This is a genomic window from Streptomyces sp., from assembly GCF_031181555.1.
Taxonomy (GTDB): Bacteria; Actinomycetota; Actinomycetes; order Streptomycetales; family Streptomycetaceae; genus Streptomyces; species Streptomyces fimbriatus.
Window position 1 is genome coordinate 1 of sequence record NZ_JAPSKQ010000149.1, and the last position, 16,004, is coordinate 16,004.

The window sequence follows — 16,004 nt, forward strand, 5'->3', positions numbered from 1 at the left end:
GCACGTCGTCGAAGGCCGCGGCCACCCGGCCGATCTCGTCCCGGGAGTGCACACCGACCGACTCCACGGACGTGTCGACGTCCTGCGGGTCGGACTCGGACAGCTGCTTGACCAGCTCGGGCAGACGCTCCTGGGCGACCTTGGTCGCGGTCTCCTCCAGCCGGCGCAGCGAGCGGATCATGGAGCGGGCCACGACGAAGGCGCCGACCAGCGAGACACCGAGCACGATCAGGATCAGCACACCGGAGACGATCGCGTCGCGCTCGGTGGCGCTGCGCAGCTCACGGGCCTTCTGTTCCATCTCCTCGAGCAGATGGAGCTCGATGTTCTTCATCTGCTGGATCTTGGTGGAGCTGTCGTCCAGCCAGTCCCGGTAGGACCGCTTGCCCACCGACCTGAGGCCGAACTCCGAGGCCAGGGCACGCCCGGCGTACTCGTCGGTGGCCTTGATCGTGTTGTTGCCGTCCTCGATCGGCAGGAGCAGCTCGGCGGCGGCCGTCTCGCCGTAGATGCTCTTGAAGCTGCGGATCTCGGACTTCTGGCTGGTCAGCGCCGACTCGGCGTAGAGCCGGTCGTTGTCGGAGAGCTCGCCGACGGTGGTGTTGCTGGCGGGCAGGGCCGCCGCGAGGACCGCGCGCTGGATGGAGGCGTACTCCTTGGCGGCCGAGAAGGACGCCAGGGCACGCGTGCGCTGGATCATCTCGGGGTTGCTGCTCGCCTCGGCCATGTCCTGCGAGAGGTCGATCAGGTTCTCGATCAGACGGTGGTACGCCTCGACGGTCTGCGTGGAGTTCCTCTCCGACGCGTAGGCCGTGTTGCGGATCTTCGCGATGTCGCCCAGGTCGCCGGTGAGCTGGACCAGGTTGTCGCGGACGCCCTTGAGGTTGCCGTCCTTGGCCGCGTTGTCGATCTCCTCGGAGCCGTCGATGAAGTTCTCCATCGCACGGTCGGTCTTCTCGCGGTAGCCCTTGACCGTGAAGTCGGTGGCCTTGCCACCGTGCGCCAGCGGGCCGGCCGACTGGTCGCGCTCCTCCTGGAGCGCGGCGGCCAGTTCGGTGGCCTGCTTGGTCATGTCCGTCAGCAGCTTCATGTTGTCGAGCTGCTGGATGTCGTCCATCGACTGGTTGATGCGCAGCGCGCCCAGCGAGGTGGCCGCGACCACCGGGAGCGCGAGCAGCGACACCAGACGGGTCGAGATACGCCAGTTGCGCAGGGCTATTCGCGGCCCGGGGCCGGTCGGGCCCTTCGGTGCCCTCTCGGCGGCCGCGGCCGGGCCCGTCGGCTCCACGGAGGCGCCGGGGCGACCGGTTCGTTCGCCGTTGCCGCCGGACACGGCCGGGCCCTGGCTCTGGGCGTGCTGGGGCGAAGAGCCGACGGCCATCGGGCCAGTCCCGCCATGCGGCTCCGGCTCCGCCGAAGCGCTGCCATCCCTCTTGAAACGTCCCTGCACTAGCGTCGCAACCTCTGGACCAGGCGCCCCTCCGCGTGAACGGCGGGGCACGGTGTCGGCGTCATAGGGGCGCCCTGAATACGCCCCCGTGGTGGTCGTGAGTGACCGGCGCTGGTTCCCCCCATCTCGCCGCCACTCGGCGCGTCTGTGCGCCCCCTGTGCGCCGGCTCGATCCTGCGGCGGTCCGTGGAATTCCAGCACAGTGCAGGATCTCCAACAAGGCCCGTGGGTCCACCCGTGACATACGTGACAGCACGTGAGTGGCGAGTCACCACGGGTAGAAAGTGAGCTACCCCAAAACGGTCGTATGGCCACGAGTCGGCCGGGTGCTCCAGGTGTCCCAGTCGCCATGATCAGGAGCGGAATGATGGCTTCAGGGGGTCAATGTCCGTTTCGGGGGTGCGAGGAGTCCGCCTGGATTGGCTGATTTGTCCATCGATTCGTGAGCAAACTCACACGAAGATCATGGCCTTCGGGTGCCGTCACGGGGGAATTGCATGTTTAGCCTGACGCTTTACAGGGATGGCAAAACCGACAACCCGTGCCCGGATCCGGGGTCCTCGCACCCCTGGGGGCGCCGTGAACAGGACAAGGTCAAGTAAACAGTGAAGACGACGATGATGTTCCACAAGATCGCCAACCCGCGACGCACGACGCTGGCGCACCTCAGTGGCGCCGATGAACTGCAGACGCCGGTCCAGCAGGAGCACTCCGTCGAACTCCCGGCCCAGACCGCCAACCCCAAGCGCACCGTCCTCATGGAGGTCCCGGTCGCGGCCGGCGCCGCCGACTGACACCGGCCGCACCGATCGCACCGGTCCATACGCGCACCGGCCGCGGACCGCTCAACGCCGCCGCGCACGGACAGGCGATGCCCGTCCACCACGCACCACGAGGGGCGCCCCGATGAAACCGCGGGGCGCCCCTCGCCGTGCGCGAGGCCGGGACGCCGTGCCGCGTTAGCCTGGAGCGTCAGACTCCAGCCGCTTAAGTCAAGGGGCCAAGCATCCCGTGCGCATCGCCAGATTCTCCATCGACGGGAACGTCGCCTTCGGCGCGGTCGAGGGCGACCAGCAGGACGAGCTCGTCCTGGACATCATCAAGGGCATCCCCTTCGCGGACTTCGAGCTCTCCGGTACGAAGGTCCCGCTGAGCAAGGTCAGGCTGCTGCCCCCGGTGCTCCCCAACAAGGTGGTGGCCTTCGGCCGCAACTACGCCGAGCACGCGCGGGAACTCGGCAACGAGGTGCCCGAGGCCCCGTTCGCCTTCTTCAAGCCCGCCACCTCGGTCATCGGCCCCGGTGACGAGATCCAGTACCCCTCCTTCTCCCAGGAGGTGCACCACGAGGCCGAGCTGGCCGTGGTCATCGGCCGGCTGTGCCGCGAGGTTCCGCGCGAGCGCGTCAAGGACGTCGTCTTCGGCTACACCTGCGCCAACGACGTCACCGCGCGCGACGTCCAGAAGCGCGAGAAGCAGTGGGCCCGGGCCAAGGGGTTCGACACCTCCTGCCCGCTCGGCCCCTGGGTGGAGACGGACCTGGACATCGCCGCCGCGAACGACCTGACCATCCAGCTCACGGTCAACGGAGCCCAGCGCCAGCTCGGCCGCACCAGCGAGATGATCCACTCCATCGAGGACCTGGTCGTCAACATCTCCGAGGCCATGACGCTGCTCCCCGGCGACGTCATCCTCACGGGCACCCCGGCCGGGGTCGGCCCCCTCAACGTCGGCGACGAGGTCGCCGTCACCATCGAAGGCATCGGCACTCTCACCAACAAGGTTGTCAAGCGTGGCTAGCGCATCAGGCTCGTCCTCCCCCAAGTCCTCGACTACGCTCGGACAGGGGACACCCCCACGTGTCCGCTTCTGCCCGTCACCCACCGGTAACCCCCATGTGGGTCTGGTCCGCACCGCCCTGTTCAACTGGGCGTTCGCCAAGCACCACCAGGGCACTCTGGTCTTCCGCATCGAGGACACCGACGCGGCCCGCGACTCCGAGGAGTCGTACCACCAGCTGCTCGACGCGATGCGCTGGCTCGGCTTCGACTGGGACGAGGGCCCCGAGGTCGGCGGCCCGCACGCGCCGTACCGCCAGTCACAGCGCATGGACATCTACCGGGACGTCGCCCGGAAGCTCCTCGACGGCGGTTACGCCTACCACTGCTACTGCTCCCAGGAGGAGCTGGACACCCGCCGCGAGGCCGCGCGCGCCGCGGGCCGGCCCTCCGGGTACGACGGCCACTGCCGCGCGCTGACCGCCGAACAGGTCGAGCGGTACAAGGCCGAGGGCCGCGCCCCGATCGTCCGCTTCCGCATGCCCGACGAGACCATCACCTTCACCGACCTGGTCCGCGGCGAGCTGACCTTCACCCCGGAGAACGTCCCGGACTACGGCATCGTGCGCGCCAACGGCGCCCCGCTGTACACGCTGGTCAACCCGGTCGACGACGCGCTGATGGAGATCACCCACATCCTGCGCGGCGAGGACCTGCTCTCCTCCACCCCGCGCCAGATCGCCCTGTACAAGGCGCTGATCGAGCTGGGCATCGCCAAGGAGGTCCCGGCGTTCGGCCACCTGCCGTACGTCATGGGCGAGGGCAACAAGAAGCTCTCCAAGCGCGACCCGCAGTCCTCGCTCAACCTCTACCGCGAGCGCGGCTTCCTCCCCGAGGGCCTGCTCAACTACCTCTCCCTGCTCGGCTGGTCGCTCTCCGCCGACCGGGACGTCTTCTCGATCGAGGAGATGGTGGCGGCCTTCGACATCGCGGACGTCAACCCCAACCCGGCCCGCTTCGACCTGAAGAAGTGCGAGGCGATCAACGCCGACCACATCCGCATGCTCGATGTGAAGGACTTCACGGAGCGCTGCGCGCCCTGGCTCAAGGCCCCCTTCGCGCCCTGGGCCCCGGAGGCCTTCGACGAGACCAGGTGGCAGGCCATCGCCCCGCACGCGCAGACCCGCCTGAAGGTCCTCTCCGAGATCACGGACAACGTCGACTTCCTGTTCCTGCCGGAGCCGGTCTTCGACGAGGCGTCCTGGAACAAGGCGATGAAGGAGGGCTCCGACGCCCTGCTGCGCACCGCCCGCGAGAAGCTGGACGCGGCCGACTGGACCTCCGCCGAGTCGCTGAAGGAGGCCGTCCTGGCCGCCGGCGAGGCCCACGGCCTCAAGCTCGGCAAGGCCCAGGCCCCCGTCCGCGTGGCCGTCACCGGCCGCACGGTCGGCCTGCCGCTCTTCGAGTCCCTGGAGATCCTGGGCAAGGAGAAGACGCTGGCCCGCATCGACGCGGCCCTGGCCAAGCTCGCCGCGTAAGGTCCCCGCAGGCGAAGGGGCGGCACCCGGAAGGCTCCGGGTGCCGCCCCTTCGCCGTGTCCGGGTACCGTCGGTCCCATGGCGATCCGAGCCGTCGTCTGGGACGTGGACGACACACTCTTCGACTACACGACCGCCGACCGCGAGGGCATGCGGGCCCATCTGCTGGCCGAGGGACTGCTCTCCCGGTACGCCTCCGTGGAGGAGGCGCTGCTGCGCTGGCGGGAGATCACCGACCTGCAGTGGGCGCGGTTCGCCGCGGGGGAGGTGGACTTCGAGACCCAGCGCCGCGACCGCACCCGGGTCTTCCTGGGCCGGGACCTGACCGACGCCGAGGCCGACGACTGGTTCCGGCGCTACCTGGTCCACTACGAGGCCGCCTGGAGCCTCTTCCCGGACGTGCTGCCCGTCCTCGACGCCCTCGCCGGCAGCCACCGCCACGCGGTGCTGTCCAACTCCAGCCTCCACGTCCAGGACCGCAAGCTGCGCGTCCTCGGCGTCCACGACCGCTTCGAGGCCGTCCTGTGCGCCGCCGAGCTGGGCGTCTCCAAGCCCGAACCCGGTGCCTTCCTGGCCGCCTGCGAGGCGCTGGCACTGCCCGCGGACCAGGTCGCGTACGTCGGGGACCATCCGGAGATCGACGGACGGGGTGCCGCGGAGGCGGGGCTGCTGTCGGTGTGGATCGACCGCGGCGGGGTGTACGCGACCGTCGAGCCGCCCGTGGGTCCGCGCCGTATCGCCTCCCTCGCCGAACTGCCCGCACTGCTCGGCACCGATACTCGTTTTGGAGCCCCGTCCACCTTCGGGTAATGTTCTTCCTGCGCCGCGGGGAGCGGGCCGGAAGGCCGGAACCCCACAGCGCAGAACTAGAACAAGAACCCCTCAGGGGCTTGCGTTCCAGTGGCCTATGGTGTAATTGGCAGCACGACTGATTCTGGTTCAGTTAGTCTTGGTTCGAGTCCAGGTAGGCCAGCTCGCAGAGCTCATCTGCAACCCGCGGATCACATCCGCAAGCCCCCGTTGTGTAGCGGCCTAGCACGCTGCCCTCTCAAGGCAGTAGCGCCGGTTCGAATCCGGTCGGGGGTACAGATCCTTCCCGCGAGGGCAGCAGGGTAGCTCCCACTGCTCTCGATGCAGGATCGCTAGGGCCCCCGTTGTGTAGCGGCCTAGCACGCCGCCCTCTCAAGGCGGTAGCGCCGGTTCGAATCCGGTCGGGGGTACTGACTGGTCTAAACCATCATTGGTCTATGGTGTAATTGGCAGCACGACTGATTCTGGTTCAGTTAGTCTTGGTTCGAGTCCAGGTAGACCAGCAGGATCTGCGGAAACGCATGATCCACGCCCCCGTTGTGTAGCGGCCTAGCACGCCGCCCTCTCAAGGCGGTAGCGCCGGTTCGAATCCGGTCGGGGGTACACAGGACGAAAGCCCTCCACTTCGGTGGGGGGCTTTCGTCGCTTCCGGGAGAGCGACGTCGCGGAGGACGTCCGGCGGCACATGGGGCCGGGGAGGGCCGGCCGCGGCGTTGAGGCGGGCCCGTTCCCGGCGGGGACGGCGGATGCGGGGGTCAGGAGCGGCGCAACGCCTCGGAGAGGCGGGTGGCGGCGTCGATGACGGCCTGCGCGTGCATGCGGCCCGGGTGACGGGTCAGGCGCTCGATGGGGCCGGAGACGGAAACGGCGGCCACCACACGGTTCGAGGGGCCGCGCACCGGCGCGGAGACGGACGCGACACCCGGCTCGCGCTCGCCGATCGACTGGGCCCAGCCGCGGCGCCGTACGCCCGACAGGGCCGTCGCCGTGAAACGGGCGCCCTGCAGACCGCGGTGCAGCCGCTCCGGCTCCTCCCAGGCGAGCAGGATCTGCGCCGAGGAGCCGGCCTTCATCGTCAGCGTGGAGCCCACCGGGACCGTGTCCCGAAGGCCCGACAGACGCTCCGCCGCGGCGACGCAGATGCGCATGTCGCCCTGGCGGCGGTAGAGCTGGGCACTCTCCCCGGTGACGTCGCGGAGGTGGGTGAGCACCGGGCCCGCCGTGGCGAGCAGGCGGTCCTCGCCCGCCGCCGCGGCCAGCTCGGCCAGGCGCGGGCCGAGGATGAACCGGCCCTGCATGTCGCGCGCCACCATGCGGTGGTGCTCCAGCGCCACGGCCAGGCGGTGGGCCGTGGGTCGTGCCAGTCCGGTGGCACCGACCAACCCCGCGAGGGTGGCCGGACCGGACTCCAGGGCGCTCAGGACGAGGGCTGCCTTGTCCAGAACGCCGACGCCGCTACTGTTGTCCATGCAACGATACTTGCGTCTCACTCTGTGAAACGCAAGTTCAATTTTCCGTGGAACCCGCCACTCTGGATGCACGGAAGCAACGCGGCCCGTGGACGTACAGGGCCTGGCGGCGGACGCCCGGAATCAGGGGTGCGGGCGCCGTCTCCTCACAGATCTCTAGTTGGGCCGGAGCAGTGCGTGCCGGCCGGAGGGAAAGCGATGGGTAGGACACTCGCGGAGAAGGTCTGGGACGACCACGTCGTCCGGCGCGCCGAGGGCGAGCCCGACCTCCTCTACATCGATCTGCACCTGCTGCACGAGGTGACCAGCCCGCAGGCCTTCGACGGCCTCCGCAAGAGCGGCCGCACCGTGCGCCGTCTCGACCTCACCATCGCGACCGAGGACCACAACACCCCGACCCTCGACATCGACAAGCCCATCGCCGACCCGGTCTCCCGCGTCCAGCTGGAGACGCTGCGCAAGAACTGCGCCGAGTTCGGTGTCCGGCTGCACCCGCTGGGCGACGTCGAGCAGGGCGTCGTGCACGTCGTCGGCCCGCAGCTGGGTCTGACCCAGCCCGGCATGACCGTCGTCTGCGGCGACTCGCACACCTCCACGCACGGCGCCTTCGGCGGACTGGCGTTCGGCATCGGCACCTCCCAGGTCGAGCACGTGCTGGCCACCCAGACGCTGCCGATGGCCCGCCCGAAGACCATGGCGATCACGGTCAACGGCGAACTGCCCGAGGGCGTCACGGCCAAGGACCTGATCCTGGCGATCATCGCGAAGATCGGCACGGGCGGCGGTCAGGGATACGTCCTGGAGTACCGCGGCGAGGCCGTCGAGAAGCTCTCGATGGAGGCCCGGATGACCATCTGCAACATGTCGATCGAGGCCGGCGCCCGCGCGGGCATGATCGCCCCCGACGAGACGACGTTCGCCTACCTCAAGGGCCGTCCGCACGCCCCGCAGGGCGAGGACTGGGACGCCGCCGTCGCGTACTGGAAGACGCTGCGTTCGGACGAGGACGCCGAGTTCGACGCCGAGGTCGTCATCGAGGCCGCCGAGCTGTCGCCGTTCGTCACCTGGGGCACCAACCCGGGCCAGGGCGCGCCGCTGTCCGCCTCGGTCCCCGACCCCGCTTCGTACGAAGACGCCTCGGAGCGCCTCGCCGCCGAAAAGGCCCTGGAGTACATGGGGTTGGAGGCCGGCCAGCCGCTGCGCTCCATCCATGTCGACACCGTCTTCGTAGGCTCCTGCACCAACGGCCGCATCGAGGACCTGCGCGCCGCCGCGGACGTCATCAAGGGCCGCAAAGTCGCCGACGGCGTACGGATGCTGGTCGTCCCGGGCTCCGCGCGGGTGGGCCTGCAGGCCGTCTCCGAGGGCCTGGACGTGGTCTTCAAGGAGGCCGGCGCCGAGTGGCGGCACGCGGGCTGCTCCATGTGCCTGGGCATGAACCCCGACCAGCTCGCCCCCGGTGAGCGCTCCGCCTCCACCTCCAACCGCAACTTCGAGGGCCGGCAGGGCAAGGGCGGCCGCACCCACCTGGTGTCCCCCCAGGTCGCCGCCGCCACCGCGGTCCTCGGCCACCTGGCCTCCCCGGCCGATCTCGCCGCCGCCGACGCCCGTACGCCCGCTGGAGTCTGATCAGTCATGGAAGCATTCACCACCCACACCGGCCGGGCCGTCCCGCTGCGCCGCAGCAACGTCGACACCGACCAGATCATCCCCGCCCACTGGCTCAAGAAGGTGACGCGGGACGGGTTCGAGGACGGGCTGTTCGAGGCCTGGCGCAAGGACCCCGAGTTCGTGCTCAACCGGCCCGAGCGGCAGGGCGCGACCGTCCTGGTCGCCGGCCCCGACTTCGGCACCGGATCCTCCCGCGAGCACGCCGTCTGGGCGCTGCAGAACTACGGCTTCAAGGCCGTGATCTCCTCCCGCTTCGCCGACATCTTCCGCGGCAACTCGCTGAAGAACGGCCTGCTCACGGTGGTCCTCGACCAGAAGATCGTGGACGCGCTGTGGGAGCTCACGGAGGCGGACCCCACGACGGAGATCACCGTCGACCTCGAGGCCCGCGAGGTGCGCGCCGAGGGCGTCACCGCCTCCTTCGAGCTCGACGAGAACTCCCGCTGGCGGCTGCTGAACGGGCTCGACGACATCTCCATCACGCTGCAGAACGAGGCGGACATCGCCGCCTACGAGGCGAAGCGTCCGTCGTTCAAGCCGCGCACGCTCACGGCCTGACGCATACCGCAGGCGAAGCCCTGCCGAGTGGTCGACTTTCGGCCACCCCCACACCCCGCCCGTACCCCCGATCGGCCCGATCGGGGGTACGGGCGTCTCTGCGTCCGTCCGGCTGCGCGCACCGCCCCGGCTCCCCTCAACTTCCCACGTTACGAAGGTGATTGCCGGGGTACGCGCGTCATGTGCCCACGGATTTCGCGGGTGTCGGGAAGGTCGTCCGAGGCGGCAGTTGCCCCCTGCGCAGGCGACAACTCGCCCCAGATGGCACAATCTGTGCATGGAACACGACGGCCAACTCGAGCTCTATACGGCGGTCGCGGTCCGGCTCAAGGAAGCGCACTCGAGGGTGCGCGCACTGCAAGTCCCGGAGGGCGTACGGATGGCGCTGACCCGGAAGCTGCTGGTCATTACGGCCGCGGCCAAGCACGATCTCGCCGGTGCGGCAAGGCGTCTGGAGCGGTTCGTCGCGGACCTCGACGAGGGGCGATTGCCCGAAGAGGAACCCTGAACCGGTCGAGGCGGTCGAGTCCGTTGCGGCACAAGGGTGATTAGCCCGTTTCGTGTTTGATTTGCGGTATATATCTGCCTAACGTGCGAAAAAGCTTGAACACTTTCGTTCTGGCGATGTCTCCGAAGGGGAAGACGTGAACAAGGCGCAGCTCGTAGAAGCGATTGCCGACAAGATGGGCGGTCGCCAGCAGGCCGCCGATGCTGTCGACGCGGTCCTGGACGCCATCGTCCGCGCGGTGGTCGCGGGTGACCGGGTCTCGGTCACCGGTTTCGGTTCGTTCGAGAAGGTCGACCGTCCGGCCCGCTACGCCCGCAACCCCCAGACGGGCGAGCGGGTTCGGGTCAAGAAGACCTCCGTTCCGCGGTTCCGTGCGGGGCAGGGTTTCAAGGACCTGGTCAGCGGGTCGAAGAAGCTCCCGAAGAACGACATCGCCGTCAAGAAGGCCCCCAAGGGCAGTCTGTCCGGCCCGCCGCCCACCATTTCCAAGGCGGCGGGCAAGAAGGCGGCCGCCAAGAAGGCCGCCGCCAAGAAGACGACGGGTGCGGCGAAGACCACGACGGCCGGGAAGACGACGGCGAAGAAGGCCACCACCAAGGCGGCGGCCAAGAAGACCACCGCCAAGAAGGCGGCGCCCGCCAAGACCGCGGCGCCCGCCAAGACCACCGCCGCGAAGAAGACCACCGCCAAGAAGGCTCCGGCGAAGAAGGCGACGGCCAAGAAGGCGCCCGCCAAGAAGTCCACCGCGCGCAAGACCACCGCCAAGAAGACCACCGCCCGCAAGAAGTAGCCGAGGGCAAGCGGTACTCACGCGCCGGGCCGGACTCCGTCGGGGAGCCCGGCCCGCGGCGTGTCCGGGGGCGGCGACCGGAAGGCGGCCGGCCGGAACGTCCGGTCAGAACGTCTGGAGCGTCACCAGCGTGATCCGCCGGCCCTCGCCCTCGCCCTCGGTCTCGATGCGCACCCGCTGCCCGGGACGCAGCAGCCTCAGGCCCCCCGCGTCGAACGCCGGAGCGTCGAAGGGCACCGGGGTGCCGTCGTCCAGGAGCACCTGACCGCTGCGGCTGACGGGGTCGTAGGTGTATGCGGTGGCCTGCATGGCGGCAGCCTACTGCTCCGGGATCAGCAACCGCGCGGCGGCCGCGGCCGTGTGGGGGCCCACCCCCAGCGCCAGCGCCGCCCGCAGGTCGTCGCCGGTGTCCACGTCCTGTCGTACGGAATCCACCGCCGCCAGGCGCAGCTCCACGGCCCCGGACGCCCGGTGCCGGGCCCGGGAATCGGGACCGAAGGACGGGCGCAATTCCCGGTCCGGGGACGCGGCCAGCAGGGTCGTGCCGATCGCGGCGGTATCCGCGAGAAAGGCGCGCGGGAATGCGGCGGCCGTATCGAGAACACGGGCCAATTCCGACGGGCGGAGCGCCGGCAGATCGGCGTTGAGGGCCGCCACGCAGCCGGCGCGCCGGGACGCGCGCACCACCGCCGCCGCGTGGGCGAGAGCGGCGTTCAGTCCGCTGCCCGGCTCGTCGGGGACGATCCCGGCGCCCAGGGCGCTCAGCTCACGGCCCGCCCGGGCGTCGTCCGTGACGACCACCACATCCCGCACCGCCGGGCACGCCAGCGCGGCCGCCACCGTGTCCTGGGCGAAGGCGAGCGCGAGGCCCGGGCGCAGTCCGTCGTCCGCGGTGTCCGACAGCCTGCTCTTGGCCCGGTCCAGCGGCTTCAGGGGCACCACCAAGGTCCACTGCACGAGTGTTACGTCCCTCTCTTGTCGCGGCCATTGTCCCCCGGGGCGCCCGGTGCCCGGAGGAAGGGGGAGGGGTGCGGAGCCGCACGCGGGGGCGCTGGCGGGAGACGGGCGGGCGTACGGTGTTCTCGACAGACCGGCGGCCCGGGGCGACACTTGTGCGGCCCGCCTGGCCTCCGGGTCCAGGCCCTAGAGGAAGGTGTCCTTGTGCCGCGCCGCAGAATCGGCTTCTGGTACCGCTTCGCCGCGGTGATCTGCAAACCGCCGCTGGTGCTTCTGCTCAAGCGGGACTGGCGTGGAATGGAAAACATTCCGGCCGAGGGTGGATTTATCACCGCGGTGAACCACAATTCGCACATCGATCCCTTCGCCTACGCGCACTTTCAGTACAACACCGGACGTGTTCCGCGATTCCTGGCGAAGAGCGGGCTTTTCAAGAAGGGATTCGTCGGCGCCGCGATGCGCGGCACCGGGCAGATCCCCGTCTACCGCGAGAGCACGGACGCGCTCAGCGCCTTCCGTGCGGCGATCGACGCCGTGGAGCGCGGTGAATGCGTCGCCTTCTATCCCGAGGGCACCCTCACCCGCGACCCGGACGGCTGGCCCATGACCGGCAAGACGGGTGCCGCGCGCGTCGCCCTGCAGACCAAGTGCCCCGTGATCCCGGTCGCCCAGTGGGGTGCCAACGAGGTGCTGCCGCCGTACGCCAGGAAGCCCCGCCTCCTGCCGCGCAAGACCCACCGGGTCCTGGCCGGACCGCCGGTGGACCTGAACCGCTTCTACGACCGGGAGATGACCCCGGAACTGCTCAAGGAGGCGACCGAGGCGATCATGGCGGCCATCACCCGCCAGCTGGAGGAGATCCGCGGCGAGAAGGCCCCCGAGACGCCCTACGACCCGCGTCGCGAGCGCATCGAACAGCGCCGCAGGACCCGGGCGCAGAAGCAGCGGACGGGACGGCACGGCACACAGGCGCCGGGCGCGGAGCCGACGGGCGCACAGGCACGGGGAGACCGGCCGCCGGGACCACCGGCGCCGAGGACGGAACAGGCACAGAGGGGGGCCGCCGTGCGGGAAGAGGGGCTGGGCACGTGAGCAAGCCGGTCAAGGCGGCCGTCTTCGGCACCGGATCGTGGGGTACGGCCTTCGGCATGGTCCTCGCCGACGCGGGCTGCGACGTCGTGCTGTGGGGGCGGCGCCCCGAACTCGCCGAAGCGGTCAACTCCACCCGCACCAATCCCGACTACCTGCCCGGCGTCGAACTCCCCCGGAACGTGCGGGCCACCGCGGACGCCGCCGAGGCGGCGCGCGACGCCGACTTCACCGTCCTCGCCGTCCCCTCGCAGACGCTGCGCGGCAACCTCGCCGAGTGGACGCCGCTGCTCGCCCCCGGCACGGTCCTCGTGTCGCTGATGAAGGGCGTCGAACTCGGCTCCGCCATGCGCATGAGCGAGGTGATCGAGGACGTGGCCAAGGTGGGCCCCGACCGGATCGCCGTGGTCACCGGCCCCAACCTGGCCCGCGAGATCGCCGCCCGGATGCCGGCCGCCGCCGTGGTCGCCTGCACCGACGAGGCCGTCGCCCAGCGGCTCCAGGCCGCCTGCCACACGCCGTACTTCCGGCCGTACACCAACACCGACGTCGTCGGCTGCGAACTGGGCGGCGCCGTGAAGAACGTGATCGGGCTGGCCGTCGGCATCGCGGACGGCATGGGGCTCGGCGACAACGCCAAGGGCTCGCTCATCACCCGCGGCCTCGCCGAGACCACCCGGCTCGGCGTCGCGCTGGGCGCCGACCCGCTGACCTTCTCCGGGCTCGCGGGACTCGGCGACCTGGTGGCCACCTGCTCGTCACCGCTGTCGCGCAACCACACCTTCGGCACCAACCTCGGCAAGGGCATGACCCTCGAGGAGACCATCGCGGTCACCAAGCAGACCGCCGAGGGCGTCAAGTCCTGCGAGTCGGTGCTGGATCTGGCCCGCCGGCACGGTGTCGACATGCCGCTCACCGAGACGGTCGTCGGCATCGTGCACGAGGGCAAGCCTCCCGCGGTCGCCCTCAAGGAGCTGATGTCGCGCAGCGCGAAACCCGAACGACGCTGAGCGACGACCCCCTCCATCCGGCTCACACGCGGCGTTGCGGGCGCTGTCTCCCGGCTCTGCCAACGGGTACTCTCGTCGCGATATGAGCACCGAGAACCTCCCCCAGAACCCCGAGCAGCCGCCGCGCAAACCGCGTGTGGCCGTCGTGTTCGGCGGGCGCAGCTCCGAACACGGGATCTCCGTGGTCACCGCCGGAGCCGTCCTCAAGGCCATCGACCGGACCAAGTACGACGTCCTGCCGATCGGCATCACCGCGGAGGGCCGGTGGTTCCTCACCGCCGACGAACCGGAACGCATGGCGATCACCGATCGCCGCACCCCCAGCGTCGACCAGCTCGCCGAGTCGACGGAGGGCGGAGTGGTGCTCCCCGTCGACCCCGCCAACCGCGAAGTCGTCTACAGCGAGCCCGGCTCGGTGCCCAAGGCGCTCGGCGAGGTCGACGTGGTCTTCCCGGTGCTGCACGGCCCCTACGGCGAGGACGGCACCCTGCAGGGCCTGCTGGAGCTCTCCGGCGTCCCCTACGTCGGCTCGGGCGTGCTCGCCTCGGCCGTCGGCCAGGACAAGGAGTACATGAAGCGGGTGTTCACCTCCTTCGGGCTCAAGGTCGGCCCGTACGTGGTGATCCGGCCGCGCGAGTGGCAGCAGGACGAGTCCGCCGCCCGGAAGAAGATCATCGACTTCGCCGGCGAGCACGGGTGGCCGCTGTTCGTGAAGCCCGCGCGGGCCGGCTCGTCGATCGGCATCACCAAGGTCGACGACCTCTCCGGTCTGGACGAGGCGATCGCCGAGGCCCAGCGCCACGACCCGAAGATCCTCGTCGAGGCGGCGCTCACCGGCCGCGAGATCGAGTGCGGCGTGCTGGAGTTCGAGGACGGCCCGCGCGCTTCGGTGCCCGCCGAGATCCCGCCGCCCGACGCGCACGCGTACTACGACTTCGAGGCCAAGTACATCGACTCCACCCCCGGCATCGTGCCCGCGCCGCTGACCGGGGAGGAGACGGCCGAGGTGCGCCGGCTCGCGGTGGAGGCGTTCGAGGCGGCCTCCTGCGAGGGACTGGTCCGCGCGGACTTCTTCCTCACCGAGGACGGCGATTTCGTGATCAACGAGATCAACACGATGCCCGGCTTCACGCCGATCTCCATGTACCCGCAGATGTGGCAGGCCAGCGGCGTCGGCTACCCGGAGCTGGTGGACCGGCTGGTGCAGGCGGCGCTGCGACGCCCGACCGGGCTGCGCTGAGCCGCACACGGACCGCGGGCGGCGCGGAGGCCGGACGGCCGGTACGGCTTCACGGACGGTACGGCTTCAGGAGGCGATCCCCTTGGGGATCGCCTCCTTGACGGCCGGGGCGAGATCGATCAGCACACCCGTGCTGTCCCGCCCGTCGGTCACCTCGACCTCGACGTACGCCTCGCGGTTGGCGGTGGTGAAGCGGTAGTCGTCGTCCCCCTGCTTCTCCATCAGCCAGTCGACGCCGTTGACGCCGCCCGGCACCGCGTCCGGGTCGGCGCCGTCGGCCACCCTCGGGTCGACCATCTTCGGCGGTCGCGTGACCCCGCACCGCAGTATGATCGCCACGCCGCCCCAGCCCGCGGTCAGTTCGGACGCGGGTTCGGGATCGTCGCGACTCTCACCGTCCACCTTCGCCGGCAGGGCCTTGTCCAGGTTCCGGCACAGCTTGGTGACCTTCGCGTCCGGGCTGGGAACCGCCGCGGACGCGCTGCCGTCTGCTGAGGAGCAGCCCGCGGCGGTGATCAGCACCGCGAGGGCGGGCAGGATGGCGTGCCGGTGACGGAAGGAGTTCACCGGCACAGGGTAGACGGGGGCTACAGATGGACGACCGGGCAGGTCAGGGTACGGGTGATCCCGTCCACCTGCTGGACCTTCGCGACCACCATCCGGCCCAGGTCGTCGACGGTGTCGGCCTGGGCGCGCACGATCACGTCGTACGGCCCGGTCACGTCCTCGGCCTGGATGACTCCGGGGATCTTGCCGATCAGCTCGGCGACGGTCGACGCTTTGCCGACCTCCGTCTGGATCAGAATGTACGCCTGTACCACGGAACCTCCAGGGCGGCCACGAGGATCATGTGGGGAAAAGGAACGCCACGGTATCGCGTCGCCGCTCGTCGCGGGGAGATCTGCGGGAACCGGGCCTTGCGCGCCGGGGTGCAGGCACGAGAGAAGTTGACGGTCACTTCGACCGTAGCGAGCGCGCGGACGACTCGCGACCGGGCACGGTCGGGGACAGCGACAGGGACAGAAGGGGAGCAAGGGACATGAAGGGCACTGTTGGTGAGCTCGGGGAGTTCGGGCTCATCAGGGAGCTCACCTCCCGTCTCACCACCACCCCGGCGGTCCGGGTCGGCCCCGGCGACG

Annotated in this window: 17 protein-coding genes, 5 tRNA genes and 1 pseudogene; 17 read left to right on the plus strand and 6 right to left on the minus strand. The window is 70.1% G+C overall.

Going from position 1 to position 16,004, the window contains the following annotated elements:
• A partial coding sequence (locus RIM90_RS24640; protein WP_309062952.1) for a nitrate- and nitrite sensing domain-containing protein occupies window positions 1-1,450 on the minus strand: 1,450 nt, incomplete at its 3' end.
• Window positions 1,451-2,055: 605 nt separating this feature from the next.
• On the opposite strand from RIM90_RS24640, the gene RIM90_RS24645 reads away from it, so the two are divergent.
• From RIM90_RS24645 to RIM90_RS24685, 9 genes are all read left to right on the plus strand, one after another.
• On the plus strand, window positions 2,056-2,244 hold the full coding sequence (locus tag RIM90_RS24645) for a hypothetical protein (RefSeq protein ID WP_309062953.1): 189 nt from the start codon (window positions 2,056-2,058) through the stop codon (window positions 2,242-2,244).
• Between the two features lie 217 nt (window positions 2,245-2,461).
• A complete protein-coding gene (locus RIM90_RS24650) occupies window positions 2,462-3,247 on the plus strand; it encodes a fumarylacetoacetate hydrolase family protein (protein WP_309062954.1) in 786 nt (261 codons plus the stop codon).
• Window positions 3,240-4,763 carry a glutamate--tRNA ligase gene (gene gltX / locus RIM90_RS24655; RefSeq protein ID WP_309062955.1) on the plus strand — a complete coding sequence of 508 codons (1,524 nt, stop codon included), beginning with the start codon at window positions 3,240-3,242 and terminating at the stop codon, window positions 4,761-4,763. The genes RIM90_RS24650 and gltX overlap by 8 nt, the downstream gene beginning before the upstream one ends.
• Window positions 4,764-4,841: 78 nt before the next feature.
• Window positions 4,842-5,573, plus strand: coding sequence for an HAD family hydrolase (locus RIM90_RS24660; protein ID WP_309062956.1), 732 nt, complete (start codon window positions 4,842-4,844; stop codon window positions 5,571-5,573).
• A 91-nt stretch (window positions 5,574-5,664) separates the two neighbouring features.
• Window positions 5,665-5,736 (plus strand) — tRNA-Gln (locus tag RIM90_RS24665).
• A 40-nt stretch (window positions 5,737-5,776) separates the two neighbouring features.
• Window positions 5,777-5,849 (plus strand) — tRNA-Glu (locus RIM90_RS24670).
• 61 nt (window positions 5,850-5,910) lie between these two features.
• A tRNA-Glu gene (locus tag RIM90_RS24675) sits at window positions 5,911-5,983 on the plus strand.
• A gap of 21 nt (window positions 5,984-6,004) precedes the next feature.
• A tRNA-Gln gene (locus tag RIM90_RS24680) sits at window positions 6,005-6,076 on the plus strand.
• Between the two features lie 27 nt (window positions 6,077-6,103).
• Window positions 6,104-6,176 (plus strand) — tRNA-Glu (locus RIM90_RS24685).
• Between the two features lie 152 nt (window positions 6,177-6,328).
• On the opposite strand, the gene ndgR is transcribed toward RIM90_RS24685, so the two are convergent.
• Window positions 6,329-7,042 (minus strand): IclR family transcriptional regulator NdgR, encoded by a 714-nt coding sequence (gene ndgR / locus RIM90_RS24690; RefSeq protein ID WP_184827434.1) that lies wholly within the window; start codon window positions 7,040-7,042, stop codon window positions 6,329-6,331.
• A gap of 198 nt (window positions 7,043-7,240) precedes the next feature.
• Between ndgR and leuC the strand changes: the two genes are divergently transcribed.
• The 4 genes from leuC (at window position 7,241) to RIM90_RS24710 (ending at window position 10,569) form a co-directional block, all read left to right on the plus strand.
• Window positions 7,241-8,671, plus strand: coding sequence for a 3-isopropylmalate dehydratase large subunit (gene leuC / locus RIM90_RS24695; RefSeq protein WP_309062957.1), 1,431 nt, complete (start codon window positions 7,241-7,243; stop codon window positions 8,669-8,671).
• 6 nt (window positions 8,672-8,677) lie between these two features.
• A complete protein-coding gene (gene leuD, locus RIM90_RS24700; RefSeq protein ID WP_309062958.1) occupies window positions 8,678-9,271 on the plus strand; it encodes a 3-isopropylmalate dehydratase small subunit in 594 nt (197 codons plus the stop codon).
• A 277-nt stretch (window positions 9,272-9,548) separates the two neighbouring features.
• Window positions 9,549-9,779: a hypothetical protein gene (locus RIM90_RS24705; protein ID WP_309062959.1), complete on the plus strand. Its 231-nt coding sequence runs from the start codon at window positions 9,549-9,551 to the stop codon at window positions 9,777-9,779.
• 136 nt (window positions 9,780-9,915) lie between these two features.
• Window positions 9,916-10,569, plus strand: a complete 654-nt coding sequence (locus tag RIM90_RS24710; protein WP_309062960.1) for an HU family DNA-binding protein — start codon at window positions 9,916-9,918, stop codon at window positions 10,567-10,569.
• Window positions 10,570-10,674: 105 nt separating this feature from the next.
• Here the strand turns inward: RIM90_RS24710 and RIM90_RS24715 are convergent, their stop codons facing one another.
• Together RIM90_RS24715 and cofC are read right to left on the minus strand one after the other, a co-directional pair.
• Window positions 10,675-10,878 carry a hypothetical protein gene (locus RIM90_RS24715; RefSeq protein ID WP_184827444.1) on the minus strand — a complete coding sequence of 68 codons (204 nt, stop codon included), beginning with the start codon at window positions 10,876-10,878 and terminating at the stop codon, window positions 10,675-10,677.
• A gap of 9 nt (window positions 10,879-10,887) precedes the next feature.
• Window positions 10,888-11,526, minus strand: coding sequence for a 2-phospho-L-lactate guanylyltransferase (gene cofC, locus RIM90_RS24720; protein WP_309062961.1), 639 nt, complete (start codon window positions 11,524-11,526; stop codon window positions 10,888-10,890).
• Window positions 11,527-11,730: 204 nt separating this feature from the next.
• On the opposite strand from cofC, the gene RIM90_RS24725 reads away from it, so the two are divergent.
• The 3 genes from RIM90_RS24725 (at window position 11,731) to RIM90_RS24735 (ending at window position 14,865) form a co-directional block, all read left to right on the plus strand.
• Window positions 11,731-12,618 (plus strand): lysophospholipid acyltransferase family protein, encoded by an 888-nt coding sequence (locus RIM90_RS24725; protein ID WP_309062962.1) that lies wholly within the window; start codon window positions 11,731-11,733, stop codon window positions 12,616-12,618.
• On the plus strand, window positions 12,615-13,625 hold the full coding sequence (locus RIM90_RS24730; RefSeq protein ID WP_309062963.1) for an NAD(P)H-dependent glycerol-3-phosphate dehydrogenase: 1,011 nt from the start codon (window positions 12,615-12,617) through the stop codon (window positions 13,623-13,625). Before RIM90_RS24725 ends, RIM90_RS24730 begins: the two co-directional genes overlap by 4 nt.
• 82 nt (window positions 13,626-13,707) lie before the next feature.
• Window positions 13,708-14,865 (plus strand): D-alanine--D-alanine ligase family protein, encoded by a 1,158-nt coding sequence (locus tag RIM90_RS24735; protein ID WP_309062964.1) that lies wholly within the window; start codon window positions 13,708-13,710, stop codon window positions 14,863-14,865.
• 66 nt (window positions 14,866-14,931) lie between these two features.
• Here RIM90_RS24735 and RIM90_RS24740 read toward each other — a convergent pair whose 3' ends face one another.
• Together RIM90_RS24740 and RIM90_RS24745 are read right to left on the minus strand one after the other, a co-directional pair.
• The gene (locus RIM90_RS24740; protein WP_309062965.1) at window positions 14,932-15,432 is read right to left on the minus strand and encodes a DUF3515 domain-containing protein; all 501 of its coding nucleotides are present in this window, start codon (window positions 15,430-15,432) and stop codon (window positions 14,932-14,934) included.
• 20 nt (window positions 15,433-15,452) lie between these two features.
• Window positions 15,453-15,686, minus strand: coding sequence for an Lrp/AsnC family transcriptional regulator (locus RIM90_RS24745; RefSeq protein ID WP_037933238.1), 234 nt, complete (start codon window positions 15,684-15,686; stop codon window positions 15,453-15,455).
• A gap of 218 nt (window positions 15,687-15,904) precedes the next feature.
• On the opposite strand from RIM90_RS24745, the pseudogene RIM90_RS24750 reads away from it, so the two are divergent.
• Window positions 15,905-16,004: pseudogene (locus RIM90_RS24750) on the plus strand (thiamine-phosphate kinase); the annotation flags it as partial.